The sequence below is a fragment of the Amycolatopsis sp. NPDC114484 genome (assembly GCF_055633755.1).
In genome coordinates this window covers 16,789-30,667 of the sequence record NZ_JBVKDQ010000032.1, presented here as the reverse complement: position 1 = coordinate 30,667, position 13,879 = coordinate 16,789, and the positions used below count along the sequence as shown (strand labels likewise).

Here is a 13,879-nt window from a genome sequence, read left to right as displayed (position 1 = left end):
CACTGATCGCCCCGCACGGGGCCCTCCGAACCAGTTCTGCCCGGGGTTGGCGCCAGGGGCGCGGCAGAACACATGGCACGGCCTCCTGAACGCTCGCCAGCCCCGGTTCAGGAGGGCGTGCATACGGCAGACGGGCGAGGTCGAGCCCGACGGCACGCACCAATCGCGCTCCCGGAAGCGCGACAGCCCAGGTGCGCCCTCGCCCGCCTGCCGTCCCACAGCCGCGGTGGAAGGTGGCTGGCCCCGACCAGCCATCTCCACCGCGCTCAAGCTCCGATCGAAAGGGAACCGAAATGGACGGCGCAGCCGACGCCGCAGGCGAAGCCGCCGAATCGAAACCGCACGGCGACACATCCTTCACCGCGCAAATCGAGCGCAATTTAAGCGAAATCCTCGGCGGCTGGATGTTCGCAGGGCGAAACAACCGAAATATGAGCCGGGAAGACGTGGCACGCGAAACTGGCCAAGGCGAGACAACCGTCGCCTGGCACGAAAAGGGCAGGACCGTAATGCCCGTCACCCGGTTTGCTCAGTACTGCGATGTGTATCGTCTGTCGGCCGGGGCCTTGCTCGACCGCGCAATCGCAGAAGCAACCGGGAGGCGCGCGGACACGGTGACAGTGGACTTGCAGAAGCTGGCCCGGAGCGGGAACCCGCTAACGCCCTGGGCGGAAGCGTGGTTGCGCAACCTTCCCCCGAACACGAACGGCCGACTTCGCCTGCCCCGGCCTGTGCAGGACCAGATTGCCGAACTGTGCGGATGCAATCAGGATCAGCTCATCAGCCTGCTAGAAGGAGATATGTTTCCTCTGCAATAGATTTGTAGCCAAGCGGCAACAGGGTTAGAGCTGTACCCTCGGGCCGATGTCCCGTCATGATGGCTTTCCGTTGGCCTAGCGGGAAACATAGTCGCTTGGCGAAAGCTCGGGACAATGGGGATTGCGTCCCGGGTGATGCCCCATGGTGTAAATGGAAGCGCGAAGGACGCAATCCTGTCGGCCCGGGTTCGATTCCCGGTGGGGCAACGTGAAGGCAGAGAACACGTTTCGACTGATGGAGACGATCGGAAGCGTGGTCGCCAGTCATGCACTGGAGGCGGTACTTCCAGTAGATCCAGACTGGATTGAGCAGCCGGACACCTGCATGGACGGCCTGTTTGTTCCAGTGCATAAAAGCACATTCGCGGCGTGGGAAGCGATCGAATGGTACGCACAAGGTTTTAAGACAAACGAGTGCGGCGAGAAGGTCGGCGCGTCTAGTGACACCGTCATCGCCTGGATGAAACGCATCGGCGCGCCGCGCCGCCCGCACAACGTCAGCCTGAAACTGCGCCTGCACAGGCTCAGCCTCGCTGCCACCGCCAACGCGATCGCACAGTCGCGCTCTCGATCCCCGCTCCGGCCGCCCCCGGCCGCCAGCGGTTCGTGCAATACGACAGGAAGGACAACATGCGTTCAAGGAGAATCGCAGTAACTGGCGCTCTCGCCCTCGCGGCGACCGCGGCAGTGGCCTCGACCGCGTCGGCGGCCGAAGTCGCCGGAGGCCCGGGGCCTTCTGCCCAGCTCATCGGGGGCCAGCTCGCTCCAGCGTCGGTCAAATCCGTCGGGTCGCTGATGTTCGACGCCGCCCCCGAAGGTCTGCGCGACGCGCACACCTGCGGGTCCGTCGTGGTCGATGACCGCTGGCTCCTCACCGCCGCGCAATGCGTCACGGACCTCGGCATCCCCGGCGAGATCCCGGCCAAGCACAAGAAGTTCCACGTCAGGGTGGGTCTCGACCGTACGCAGAGCGGCACCGCTGGCCGCGTCGAACGGATCTTCGTCAGTCCCCGATGGAATCCCAACACCCCGACCGGCGACCTCGCCCTGCTCCGGGTCGACAACGACCTCGACGTGCCCGCAGCGCGTCTGGCGTGGTGGTCTCCGCGACCGGGCGACGTGCTGAGGACGTACGGATGGGGAGCAACCGAGCCGCTCCCGAAGCCGGACCGATCCAAGCTCCCGAAGCTGCTGCATCAGCTGGACTTGCCCGTCGTTCCGAAGCAGCAGTGCGCCGATGCGGGGATCTCGCACGGCGAGTTCTGCACGGGTCACCCGAACGCCACGGGTCCTGCCTACGGCGACGCGGGCGGCCCCGCCGTCACCATCGACAAGCAAGGGCGCATGCGGGTCGTCGGGATCAACTCTCGCGGCGGCAGTCCCGTTCCCGGGCAGTCGGCCACTGCTTTCACCGATATCAGTTCCTACCGCGACTGGATCGACGAGACCATCGCTGACAATTCCTGATCGATAGTCCGGCTCGGAGCTGCTTGCGGGCGGCTCCGAGCCTTCTGAAGTTCGGAGCCGATTGTGGCAGAAGAAGATCCTGTCGTCCTGGAGCCTGCGGCGATCCGGTTCATGGAGGACAACGCGTTTCGCCTGCGCCAGCATCTCGTCGACCGGGACGAATTCGATCGCGGGGTCGTCTGCGAGATCTGGGCGATGATCCTGGAGCGGGGCGACGAGGCCGGATACGAGGCGCAGATGACGTGGCTCCACAGTGAAACCCGCATGGGTGGGAGCTTCCGGTGGGACCAGGCCCTGTACGAGTTCGCCCGCTGCGCCTGGTTCGGCACGCTGTCCTTTGACGAATACGTAGCCCGTGACGCCGGACGCTCACCGGACGTCGTGCTCGCGCCGATCTTCTACGAAAACTGGACAGAACGCGTGCGCAAGTACCACAAGATCAGGAAATTCCTGGACTGGAACACAGTCCTGATCGAGCAGTTCTTCCGGATCGGCTGGTGTCCGGGGGTCCCTGGGCTCGGTCCGGCAGAGGAACCCGGCGGTGGGTCTCCTCCGGACGAAACCTCGTGACAACAGCGAAAATCGCCCCCGGGCACCGCATACGCGGTACCCGGGGGCGATTTTCGCTGTCGTCAGGCCGTGTCGTTGGGCTTTGCACCCGCGACCGCGGCGGTGCCGAGCAGGGCCGAGCCGAGGGCGATGACAAGGGCGGCGGTGTCGGGGTCGATGTGGACTCCGGCGAGGGCGAGCACGCCGACGACGGCGGGGACGGTGAGGGTTCCCCACAGCGCGGCAAAAGCTTTGCGGTATCGACCCAACCTCATCGCTTGGCCGCCGTTTCCAGGCCGAGGCTGTAAGGAAATTCGGACTTGACGAAGGCGGTGAATTGGTCGCTGCCCGAGGGGGCTTCGATGTAGACGCGGGTGGCGTCGGAGGCGACGCCCGTCCAGGTTTTGTCGACGGTGTACGAGGCTTTCGGTCCGCTGGCAATGGCCATGAGGCGCACGCGTTCGGCCGCGCCGATCGCGCATTTGAACGATAGCCACGCCATGCTGACCACTTGGGAGACCGATCCGACGGGGATGGTGAACACGTGGCAGCGCTCTTGGAGTTTGCCGGCCGCGTCGCGGCCGGTCCCGTCGAACGAGTACGGGATGGCCGGCATGTCGTTCTCCGTTTCCGGGGTGGTGTCGGCGGAGCTGAGCCGGAAAGCGGCGAGGTCGCCATGGTTGAGGTCGACGTGGCCGGACACGCCGGGAATGCGCCCCCGGCTGGTGAACTGGTGCAGGTCGACACGGCCGGTGTAGCTGGTGATCGCGTGCCGGGAGCCGTCGTTCGGGCCATAGGAGGCGCACCAGGTGCGGTCCCAGTCGTACGGCCAGGTGTCGGGGCGGAGGCTGGCCAGCCAGGACGCGGACGCGTAGAGCACGACGACCGGGTACGCCTGGTGGACGGCCTCGAGGAACGTGCGCGCGAATCCGGGCCGCGCGGCGTAGGGAATGGCCCCGGTTTCCAGGTCCAGGGCGGGGGCGAGCTGTCCGCCGAGACGCCGGTACTGGTCGAGGAACACCCGCGCCTGCTGCGCGGCGTTTCCGGGCTCGGCGAAGTGGTAGCCGCCATGCGGGATGCCGTGGTCGGCGCAGCCTCGCGTGTACCGGTCGGCGGCTACGGCTGCGCCGCCGGTGCCGTCGGAGTATTTGACATAGGCGCCGTCGACGGCGGCGGCGAACTGCGGCCAGCTGGTGACGGGGTTGTATTTCTCGTAGAGGTCGACCAGAACGCTCACGGCCCGCCCCTCCTTGGTGGTGAGGGCGGTTCCGGCGTCGCGGTGCCGCTGCTGTCGGGTGTGTCCGTTGTGGACGGTGGCGTGATGGCGAGGACGCATTGCCAGGTCTCGGCAGTCGCGGCGTCGGCCAGCTGGACGCGCAGGCGGGCGAAGGTCCCGCCGCGCGGGCAGAGGGTGTCGGGGTGTTGGGCCAGGTAGGCGGTGAACGCGGCGTCGATGTCGTCCGCGGTCGGGGTCCGGCCGTCCTGTCCGGCTGGTCCGTCGCGGCCTGCCGGTCCGTCGGCGCCGGGCTGTCCGTCGGTGCCGGGGTGCCCTGGTGCGCCTGGCTGTCCTGGCGGGCCGGAGGGCGGCGGGTTGGCCGCGAGGTAGGCGGCCAAGGCTGTGGAGAGCTGGGGCGGGGCGGGCTCGGCCGGGGCTAACGGGTGGGCGGCGAGGTAGCGGGCGACGGCTTGGCCGAGGTCGGCGGCGGTGGGGTCGGCGGGCAGGGCCGCCAGGACGCGGGCGGTCGCGGCGGCCACGATGACCTCGCTGTCGGCGGCCTTGCCGGGCTCGGGGATCGGCGCCGGCCGCTGCCCGCGCTGGACGAGTTCGGCGTTGGCTTGCTCGCCCTGGGTCCGGGAATGCTCGGCCTGCTCGCGCAGCGCGGCCACGGCCGCGTCGGTGGAGGCGGCGCGGCCGTAGAGGTTGAGCACGCCGACGCCGGTGGCGAGCGCGACCACGAGGGACACGGCGACGCTGGCGAGGACGGCCCATTTCCAGGCGCGGCGGACTTCGTCGCGGGCGGCTTGCCGGGCTTGGCGGGGTGCTTCGGTGACGGCGTCGTGCACGCCGCGCCGCAGCTCGGCCATCCCGTCCGGCGGGTCGCTGTTCATCCGGGCCACCCCCGCTTCCGCAGTTCGGTTTCGCGGGCGGAGAGCAGGTCGAGCAGCCGCAGGACTTCCTGCTCGGCCTCGTCGCGTTGTCGGCGCAGGTCGCGCAGGGATTCGTCGATCATGTCGAGGGCCCGGTCGGTCTGGCTGGCCGGTTTCGCTGCGGTGGCCTCGGTTTTCGGCGGGGCGGTGCGTTGCTTGATCTTCTCCACCGCCGCCGGCATCACAGCGGCGAGCAGGGTCCCGACGGCGGCGGCGATCGCGAGCGCGGCGGCCAGCCAGGGCGGGCCGACCGGGGCCGCGTCGGCGGCGAGCTGCACGACGCGCTCACGTGTGGCTCGGGGGCGCACCGGCGATGGTGTCCCACGCCTGGTTCACGCAGAACTGGATCTCCCCGTCGGTGGACTGCACGGTGATGACGGGGTTGGTGGCGACGGCCCAGGCGAACCGTGTCCGGTATCCGTCCGGGTCGGCGAACACGTTGGTCGCCAGCGCGCGGCGCAGCTGGCCGCGCGTGGGGTTGGCCGGGTCGTCGGGCTCGTCCCCGACTTCTTTCGCGGCGACGGACACGGCGGCCTGCACGCGCCGGACGAATCCGGGGAACGTCGCGAGTTCCGCGCTGTCGGCGAGGTTCTGTGCCATGGGTTCGGTCCCTTCCTAGGCGGATTTGCCGAGCACCAGCCAGGCCCCGGGCACGCTCGCGTCGATGTGCACGATGTCGCCGGTGCTCGGGGTGTAGCTGGCCAGGCGCGGGAGGGCGAGTGATCCGCCTTGGACGGAGACGATGACTTTGGTCCCGGAGATGCCGGTGACCGTGCCGACTTTCCGGCGGGCGGAGAGCGCCTGGTCCACGAGCCGGGTGACGGCCTCGGCGATGCGCATTCCCTTGCCCTCTCTGCGGTTCAGGTTTCGGACGGCAGGTCGTCGGAGCGGGTGGTGACGGTCTGCGTCCCGTCCGGCGAGAGCGGGATGGAGAGCTTGTCGATGATGTGGCGGGTTTCCCCCGTCTCGGGGTCCAGGACCGTGATCACGTCCCCGGCGTCCAGCGCCGGGTTGACGAGGGTTTCCACCTCGATCTGCGCGGCGATGCCGCGCACCCGGGCGAGCAGCGAGTCCGCGGTGGCCTGGCACTGCGCCGTGGTGGTGAGCAGTTCGGAGGTGTAGAAGCGGGGTTTGTTGCCGAACGGTCCGCCGAAGCGGGCCGGGCTGGTGGTGTCGGTCGCCACCGCGTAGACGGCGGGGACGCCGTCGGTGCGCTGCCCGCTGGCGACGACCCGGTTGTAGACCTGTTCGCGGGAGAGTTTGTCTTTGACGGTCAGCAGGTTTCCGCCGTCGCCGGTACGGACCGTCCACACGGGATTCTGGTCGAACGTCGGCTGCGGGCGCACGATCAGCCGTGCCTCGGGGTCGAAGAACACTTCGGCCCCGAGGAAATCGGCCAGCTTCTCCATCGCGTCCCAGCGCTCGCGCTCGATCACGATCACCGGGGCCACCGCCGCCGACCCGGTCAGGTTGACGACCTCGATCGGGCCGAGGGTGTCGCGCACCAGGCGGGCGATCTCGGCGAAGGCGGTCGCGTTGGGGACGGTCTGGGAGGGGACGTCGAGGCGGTGTTCGGCAACGTGCGCCGCCGCGTCCACGACCTTGACCTCGATGTCGCCGGAGCCGGTGACCGGCCTCGACCGCGAGGTTCCGTCCAGGAACCCGAAGAGCAGCGGCACCCACTCGGTGCCGCCGCCGGGCAGGACGATCCCGTAGTCGATCCGGCAGATCGAGCCGTAGGGCGAGAGGACGTCGACCGGCGAGGCGGGCCACCACCGCGGATCCGCTTGCAGGGTCGCGGATCGGCGGATTTTGCTGCGGGCGTCGACCTCGACCGACCCGCCCGACAACGGGATTTCCATCGTCCCGTAGCCGAGGCTGGTGACGGTGGCGCGCGCGGTCATCGAGTGCGATTGGGCGAGGGCGATCTGCGCCCGGGTGGACAGAGGCCACATGCGCCCTCGCCCCCTAGACCGCCAGTTCGCTCGGCGCCTCGACTTCGTGGAAGGGCGCGGTCAGGACGCGGGTCTGCTGGTAGGCGCGGCGGTTGCCGGGGTCCTCGGTGAGGTCGCCCAGCGCGAGCCACATCCCTGTGCCGTACCCGAATTCCGCCGGGGCGCGCAGGCAGACGGGCGGCAGGTCGGCGAACAGCTCCAGCAGGGTGTCCCGCTCGGCGAACGACAGCGCGCCGAAGCTGATGTCTCCGGTGGGCGCCCGCCGCTGCGCGGCGGACACGATGATCGGGTGCGTGGCTCCGACCGGGTAGAAGATGCCGCGCGGGGCTTCGCGGACCCGGCTGGGGACCGCGCCGACCTGGACCACCAGCGGCCGGTCCGGGCGGGACGGGTGGGTCAGCCAGGTCCGGCCGCCGCTGAGCAGCGTGGCTGCCTGGCTGGTCATGGTGCCGCCGGTCGGGGCCGGGTTCACCACCCGGTAGCGCACCGGCACGTCGAGCGGGCATTCCCCGTCGGGAAAGACCAGCAGCGGCGCGAGGACCGACGCGGACAGTCCGGGCGGTCCCAGCCAGGTCGCGCCGTAGGTCGAGCCGTCGTAGAAGCTGCCCGTGGTCCGGTAGCGCTCCGCGGTCACCCCGTCCAGCGCCAGGACCCCGCCCGCCGGCATTCCCTCGGCGATCACCTTCAGCGTCGGGGTGACGGCTCCGGCCGAGGTCGGGAGCCGCACGACCTGGCGGGCGAACTGGTCCACGGACTGGTTGATCTCGTCCGTGGACAGGGTCGCGGACGCGACCGGCAGCGGGACTCCGGTGTTGTCGGTCCAGGCGATCCGGACCGTCACCGCACTGGGGCGGGCGGAGAACCGCAGGTCCATGCCGATCGTGACCTCGGCCGCCGCCGGGAGCGCGGTCGGCACGGTGACGCCGACCGGCCCGGCCGCCTTCACTGTCGCGGTCAGGAACGCCTCGCCCCGCGCCGCAGTGCCGTCCGCGACGCGCGCGAGTTCCGGGTTCCCGGCGTCGGGGACATACCCGTTGAGGCCGGTCTCGAACGACGGGTTCAGCGCCCAGTTGCGCCGCGTCGGCTCGGTCACGAACAGGGGGTTTCCGCCGCGCACCGGCCACAGCGTCCCGTCGGGGTGCTCGCGCACGATCTGCAGGACGGTCGCGTCCGGCCACCACGCGGTGACCTGCATGACCCCGGTGTCCGGGACGGGCCGGATCGACACGCCCCCGCCGGGGTAGGTCTGCGGGCAGGCGCCGCCGGACCAGCTGCGCCGCGCGTACCCCAGCGGCGGGTTCGGGGTGTAGGTCCAGCGGGCGGTGCCGCCGGGGATCGGCGGCGGAAGCTCTTGCTGCCCGGGAAGGTCCGGCAGCTCGGTTCCGGTCCCGGCCGCGTACGGGGTGCGGGCGAACGTGCCGTGCGCCCAGGCCATCAGAACCCGATCGAGAGGTACTGGAACTCGACGGCGACGCCCGCGCCGACGTTGTTGCCCGTGCTGATCGCGTAGAACCCGACCGTCACCCCGGCGGCGGTTTCCCGGGCGATGACAACGACAGCGGGAACGCCGGTCCGCACGACGGTCACGGTGGTGGAGACGGTGGCGTTCGGGAACGGCGACGCGTGGGTCACCGTGATCTCCCCGGCCGCCACGGTCGTACCCGTGCGGTGCCCGCCCCGCATGAGGACCACCGACCCGTCCGGGACCGAGCCGCCGCCCCGGCGCGGCCCGACGTCGGCGGCCGTGGCCACGCCGGTGCTCGGCGCCCACACGCCGGCGGCGCGTTCCAGGACGTCCAGCTTGTTCGTGCGCGCGACTCTCATCCCGATGTGCGGGTCGATCGGCAGGTCCGCCGAGGGCAGTGCGGACAGCGTGTCGCGCCCGGCGGTCGGTGCGCACACCAGCTGTGTGCCCGCGTTCCATGCCCGCGCCGGGGTGCCTTCGCGTCCGCGCACGACGGTGACCGTCTGGGAGCTGGCGGTGTGCCCGACGATCCAGACGACCTCGTAGATTCCTTGCGAGGGGTCGTGCAGCTCGATCGGCAGGTACTTGCCGGGAGTGGCGGAGCTGTAGTCGGTGTCGATGTCGGCGAACACGGCGGCCGAGAGCGTGGTGTCCGAAATGGCCGCCGCGTTCGCCAGGGTGCCGAAGAAGTAGTCCTTGGCGGACCGGTATTCGTAGCTCACCTGTACGCCTTCCTAGATCCGGACGCCGCGCGCGAGGGCGGTGCCGGTGGCATGGTCGAAACGTTCGATCCGGCCGTCCACGAACGCGGTCAGCCCGTCGTCCGAAATGGACAGTTCGCCCGTGATCCGGACCGGGTCGTCGCTGCCGTGCAGCGCGCCGATCACGCCTTGCGCGGTGTCGTGCGGCAGGACGAGTTCGGGCTTGCCGGTCCCGTTGAACACGGGCGTGAACCCCGGCTGGAGCCACCCGCCCTGGTCGTACCAGTGGTGGGCTTCCCAGAACGCTTTCGCGCCCAGCGGGGAGCCGTAGCGTCCGGCGATGTAGGACAGGCCCCATTCCGCTTGCCCTGCCGGGGAATCCGGCACCGGGCCGTGCACGCTCTCCATCTGCTGGAACAGCCCGCGCGCGGAACTGGTCGGGTTCTTCGCGGCCGGGTTCCACGACGATTCGTGGCCGATCAGCCACGACAGCGCGTCCCACTGCGGCCCCGCGCCCCACCCGTAGCGCCCGGCCACCGCGCGCACCGCGGCCACGACGGCGGGAGACCCGGCAGCGGTGGCTGTGCTGGCGCACAGCTCGCCGAGGCGCCGCGTCCCGAAGTCGCGCGCGCCTTCGATCGCGGTGCGCGCCATGCCCGCGCCGTCGACGGCGGCGACGTTGCCCGGGAACACCCGGGTCGCGTCGTCGGCCTGGCGCAGCGCGTCGGCAAAATACGGGGCCACCAGCGCGGCCGGGTCGAACCCGCCCGCTCCGCCGGACACGAACGATCCGCCCACGACGGGCAGGAACGCGTGCCCGGTGAACTGGCCCGCGTCCGCGCCGGACGCGCCGGGGCCGACCTTGACCGGGACCCGGAACGTCTGGGCTTCCAGGTTGACCCCGGCCAGCGTCCCGGCCGTGTGATGGTCGTTGAAGCCGGTCGCGAACGCCGACCCCAGGCCCGGGGCGAACCCCGGCCACGGCTGGCTCGCGGCCGTGCCGAGCCGCCGGTACGGGAAGTCCCCGCGCAGCACGTTCGTCACCGCCGACAGCAGCCCCGAGCAGTCGTAGCCCTCGGGACCCGTGCCGCCCCACACGTACGGTTTCCCGGCCTGGGCGCGGGCGAACGCCAGTCCCCGCCCGAGAGCGGCATCGGCCTGGCTGCCGGTGTCGGCGACCAGCCCGCCCCGGGCGTACCCGGCCGCGCGCAGCGCTTCGGCCTGCCCGGCGTTGAGCGCGTCGAGGAACGGCACGATCCGCTGGGCCACGGCCGCCCGGACCACGAACTCCCCGCGCGACACGCGCGCGAGGATCGAGTCCGAGGTGCCGGTGCCCGGCCCGTGCACGCGACCGCCGGCGGCGAAGCCGATCGGGACCGGCCCGATCGGCTTGTTCAGCCCGAAATCGCTGTTCAGCTTGTTCCAGGCCGCCACCAGACCGCCGTTGAGCGGCCATTGCAGGATCCAGCGCACCGGATTGCCCGCGTAGCCGGGCATCTCCGCGAACCGGTCGCGGACCCACCCGGAGGTGAAGCCCGCCGCCATCCGCACGGACGCGAGCCCGCCCGCCAGTGCCGTGAACGCGCTGTCCTGCGCATCGACAGACGCCCACACCCCGGCCGCGACCGCGTTCCACGACCCGGCGAGGTCGGCTTGGAGCTGGCGTTGCCGCGCGGTGGCGGTGTTCGCGTTCGCGACGACGGCCCCGGTGATCGCGGCCCACACCGTCATGGCGTTGAGCTGCAACCCGGCCAGACTCACGCCCATCGCCGCATTGGCTTGCGGCACAACGGTTCCCGCGTGCTGTTCGAGCACGAGCAGGGCAGGCACGAGAACCGCGGTCACGGTCTCGGCCAGCGCCGCCGATGCGGCGTTGAGCACGTCGGCGGCGTCGGAGGCCGCGAGGAACACGGCCGGGTCCGGCACGGCAGGCGTCTCGGCCACGGCGGGCGCGGTCACGGAACCCGTTGCGGCAGCGACGATCCCGCCGCCCGCGAACCGGGCGACGAGCCCGCCCCCGGAGTAGCCGCGTCCGCCCATGGCCGCCGCGTTGGCCGCCAGGATCGTGCCCGGCCCGAGCGCGCGCACCAGCTCGGGAACCAGCACCGCCTCGCCGGGGCTCAGCAGAGCGGGCACGGTGTCGCGCCCCGGCGCGTACCCGGGGAGCACGCCGCCGCGCGCGAGCTTGAGTTCGGGCAGCGGATCGACGCCGGGAATGAGATCGGCCGCCGCGTTGTACACTTTCCGCAGCCCGTTGTTCCAAATAATGTCGATCACAAACTGGATCGGTTTCTTGACGAATCCGACGATCGTGTCGAACACGCGCTTCGTGACTTCCTGCATGAGCCCGAAACCGGTCTTCACGTCGTCGATCCGGTCCCGGAACCAGCCGAACACGGGCTTGATCACGTGGTCGTAGGCCCACGAGATCGCGCCGGAAATCGCGTCCCAGGCTGGCTTTATCGCGTGATCCCACAGCCAGGACGCCGCGTCGCCGACCAGACGAAAGGCGAGCGCCCACCCGTCGAAATACGGCTTCAGCACGCTCAGATAAAGCCAGGAGAAAAATGATCCAATGGCGGAAAAGGTAGGCTGAAGCGCATTAGCCCACAGCCACGACGCGACATTTCCGACGAGCCGGAAAACAAAAACCCACGCATCGAAATAGGGTTTCAGAACAGAATTCCACAGCCAGCCGAAGAAATCGCCGAGCGTGCTGAAGACGGGCTGCAGGATCGTGGTCCACAGCCAGGTCGCGACGGCGGCGAGCGCCCGGAACGCGAGCACGGTCGGTCCGATGAGGACAGTCGCGACAACGGCGGCGAGAATCCCGGCGGCCTGGCCGATGAACGAGAACACCGGCGAGAGGATGTTGACCCACAGCCACGACGCGATCTGGCCCAGAAACCGCAGCCCGGCAACGATTCCGTCGAAGGCTGGCTTCAGGATGTTCAGCCATGCCCACTGCGCGGCGGACTGGATCGCGGCCCACACGCCGATCCAGAAATCGCGGAATCCGGCGCTGGTGTTCCAGAAATAGACGACCGCCGCGACGACGGCGGCGATCGCGCCGACGATGACCGCGATCGGGTTGGCGTTCATGGCGACGTTGAGCAGCCACTGCGCCGCAGCCGCGCCCTTCGTCGCCAGCTCGTAGAGCTTGATCGCGCCCGACACCGCCGCGTACCCGGCGGCGAACGCGCCGATCGAAATCGCCAGGGGCGCAAGCCAATCGGCGTTCTCCTGCACCCAGGCGACGGCGTTCTGCAACGCCGGCAGCAGCACCCCGCCGAAGAAGCTCACCAGCCCGGTTTCCAGGGTCCGCTGGAACGCGACCAGCCGTTGCCCGGCCGAGTCGTTCAGCGTCGCGCCCATCCGGTCGGCGGCGCCCGCGACGTCGCCCAGCGCCGAGACGGCCTTGCTCGGGTCCAGCGCGTAGAGCGCCTGGCCGAGGTCTTCGGCCTGCGTGCCGAACAGCTGCACCGCCGCTTGCGACCGTGCGACCGGGTCCGGCATCGCGCGCAGCTTGTCGAGCACCAGGCCCAGCGCTGCCGAGGCTTCCGGCCCGCCCCGGCCGATCTGCGCGGCCATCGCGGCGGCGTCGACACCGATGGCCTTGAACCCGTCCGCCGTGGTCTTCGACCCGTCCACGGCGCGGATCGAGAACTCCTTGATCGCGTCGGCGACCAGGTCCGAATTCCGTGCCCCTGCCTGCATTCCCTGCACCAGCAGCCCGGTGGCGCTGGAGGCGTCGAGGCCGAACTTCTGGAACTGAACCGAATACTCGGTCATCGTGTCGAGCAGGTCGTGGGAGCGGTCCGCGCCCTGCTGGAATCCGCGCGTGAGCACGTCGAGGGCTTCGTACCCGTCGCGGGCCAGCCCGGTCTTCATCAGCTGGCCGACGGCTTCGGTGGTGCCGCCGAGGTCCTGGTCGAACGCCGTCGCGAGGTTGAGGACTTTCGCGGTGATGCCTTCGATCTCGTCGTTGGTGGCGTCCTCCATGACGAGCCCGGATTGCAGGACCCCGCGAATGGCCTCGTTGACCTGGTCCAGCGATTCCCCGTACGCGTGCGCGTAGAGATTCCCGGCGACGCGGCCGAGGTCGGCGGCCATGTCGGCGGGCGCGCCGAGCTGTGCGGCGAGCTTGTCGCCGAGCCGCGCGTTCTCCAGTGCGTCCATCGCCACCGACGCGGCGTTGCCGATCGCGGTCAGCCCGAACGCGAAGCTCCCGGCCTTGCGGGTGGTCTCCAGCAGCGAGGCCCCGAAGCCGCCCGATCCGCGGTCGGCCTTGCCCATCGACACCGTGACTTCGTCGGTGGCGTCGGCGGCGTTGCGCTGCGCCTGCTCGACCCGGGACGAGACCGACGCCGTCCGCTCCTGCGCGGTGGCGAACCCGCGCTGCGCCGTCGCGAGCTTTTCCTCAGCGGCAGCCAGCTGGCTGGCCTTCGCGTTGCCGCCGGAACGAACCTCCTCCAAGCGGGCTTCGGCCACACGGACCTTGCCCGCCGCGTCGGCCTCGCGGTTGCGAGCGGTCTCCAGCTCGGCCGCGACGCGCTTGACGTTCTCCTTCGCGGCCTCGATCCCGGTTCCCAGCGAGGCACCGGCGCGGCGGCCGGTCGCCCCCGCCGAGCGCTCCAGCTCCTGCCCGATCTGCCGACCGGCGCGGGTGCCCGCCCCGGCGGCCTGCTTCGCCAGTTCCGCGCCCCAGCCGCGTGCGGAGGGAAGGGTGTCGATCCAGACGACTTCGCCGGAGTTGACCACGCCCTCACCTCCGGC

Annotated in this window: 14 protein-coding genes and 1 tRNA gene; 5 read left to right on the top strand and 10 right to left on the bottom strand. The window is 70.4% G+C overall.

Annotated elements, in window-relative coordinates; genetic code table 11:
- Nucleotides 1-293: 293 nt before the first annotated feature.
- From ACZ7SW_RS41335 to ACZ7SW_RS41315, 5 genes are all read left to right on the top strand, one after another.
- Nucleotides 294-818, top strand: coding sequence for a helix-turn-helix domain-containing protein (locus ACZ7SW_RS41335; RefSeq protein WP_470235819.1), 525 nt, complete (start codon nucleotides 294-296; stop codon nucleotides 816-818).
- A gap of 136 nt (nucleotides 819-954) precedes the next feature.
- A tRNA-Cys gene (locus ACZ7SW_RS41330) sits at nucleotides 955-1,025 on the top strand.
- A 28-nt stretch (nucleotides 1,026-1,053) separates the two neighbouring features.
- On the top strand, nucleotides 1,054-1,473 hold the full coding sequence (locus ACZ7SW_RS41325; RefSeq protein ID WP_470235818.1) for a hypothetical protein: 420 nt from the start codon (nucleotides 1,054-1,056) through the stop codon (nucleotides 1,471-1,473).
- Nucleotides 1,449-2,285 carry a S1 family peptidase gene (locus ACZ7SW_RS41320; protein ID WP_470235817.1) on the top strand — a complete coding sequence of 279 codons (837 nt, stop codon included), beginning with the start codon at nucleotides 1,449-1,451 and terminating at the stop codon, nucleotides 2,283-2,285. Before ACZ7SW_RS41325 ends, ACZ7SW_RS41320 begins: the two co-directional genes overlap by 25 nt.
- Before the next feature lie 63 nt (nucleotides 2,286-2,348).
- The gene (locus ACZ7SW_RS41315) at nucleotides 2,349-2,855 is read left to right on the top strand and encodes a hypothetical protein (RefSeq protein ID WP_470235816.1); all 507 of its coding nucleotides are present in this window, start codon (nucleotides 2,349-2,351) and stop codon (nucleotides 2,853-2,855) included.
- A gap of 62 nt (nucleotides 2,856-2,917) precedes the next feature.
- On the opposite strand, the gene ACZ7SW_RS41310 is transcribed toward ACZ7SW_RS41315, so the two are convergent.
- Genes ACZ7SW_RS41310 through ACZ7SW_RS41265 form a run of 10 tightly spaced genes read right to left on the bottom strand, consistent with a single transcriptional unit; the run spans nucleotide 2,918 to nucleotide 13,864 of the window.
- Nucleotides 2,918-3,109, bottom strand: a complete 192-nt coding sequence (locus ACZ7SW_RS41310) for a hypothetical protein (RefSeq protein WP_470235815.1) — start codon at nucleotides 3,107-3,109, stop codon at nucleotides 2,918-2,920.
- Nucleotides 3,106-4,071, bottom strand: coding sequence for a glycoside hydrolase family 25 protein (locus tag ACZ7SW_RS41305; protein WP_470235814.1), 966 nt, complete (start codon nucleotides 4,069-4,071; stop codon nucleotides 3,106-3,108). The genes ACZ7SW_RS41310 and ACZ7SW_RS41305 overlap by 4 nt, the downstream gene beginning before the upstream one ends.
- Nucleotides 4,068-4,943, bottom strand: a complete 876-nt coding sequence (locus ACZ7SW_RS41300) for a hypothetical protein (protein WP_470235813.1) — start codon at nucleotides 4,941-4,943, stop codon at nucleotides 4,068-4,070. Before ACZ7SW_RS41300 ends, ACZ7SW_RS41305 begins: the two co-directional genes overlap by 4 nt.
- A complete protein-coding gene (locus tag ACZ7SW_RS41295) occupies nucleotides 4,940-5,260 on the bottom strand; it encodes a hypothetical protein (RefSeq protein WP_470235812.1) in 321 nt (106 codons plus the stop codon). Before ACZ7SW_RS41295 ends, ACZ7SW_RS41300 begins: the two co-directional genes overlap by 4 nt.
- Nucleotides 5,261-5,267: 7 nt before the next feature.
- A complete protein-coding gene (locus ACZ7SW_RS41290) occupies nucleotides 5,268-5,582 on the bottom strand; it encodes a hypothetical protein (RefSeq protein ID WP_470235811.1) in 315 nt (104 codons plus the stop codon).
- Nucleotides 5,583-5,597: 15 nt separating this feature from the next.
- On the bottom strand, nucleotides 5,598-5,822 hold the full coding sequence (locus ACZ7SW_RS41285) for a hypothetical protein (RefSeq protein WP_470235810.1): 225 nt from the start codon (nucleotides 5,820-5,822) through the stop codon (nucleotides 5,598-5,600).
- A 20-nt stretch (nucleotides 5,823-5,842) separates the two neighbouring features.
- Nucleotides 5,843-6,937, bottom strand: coding sequence for a DUF5047 domain-containing protein (locus ACZ7SW_RS41280; RefSeq protein WP_470235809.1), 1,095 nt, complete (start codon nucleotides 6,935-6,937; stop codon nucleotides 5,843-5,845).
- A 13-nt stretch (nucleotides 6,938-6,950) separates the two neighbouring features.
- Nucleotides 6,951-8,372, bottom strand: a complete 1,422-nt coding sequence (locus ACZ7SW_RS41275; RefSeq protein WP_470235808.1) for a hypothetical protein — start codon at nucleotides 8,370-8,372, stop codon at nucleotides 6,951-6,953.
- Nucleotides 8,372-9,124, bottom strand: a complete 753-nt coding sequence (locus ACZ7SW_RS41270; protein ID WP_470235807.1) for a hypothetical protein — start codon at nucleotides 9,122-9,124, stop codon at nucleotides 8,372-8,374. Before ACZ7SW_RS41270 ends, ACZ7SW_RS41275 begins: the two co-directional genes overlap by 1 nt.
- Nucleotides 9,125-9,136: 12 nt before the next feature.
- Entirely contained in the window at nucleotides 9,137-13,864 is a 4,728-nt protein-coding gene (locus ACZ7SW_RS41265) for an aggregation-promoting factor C-terminal-like domain-containing protein (RefSeq protein ID WP_470235806.1), read from the bottom strand.
- Nucleotides 13,865-13,879: the final 15 nt, after the last annotated feature.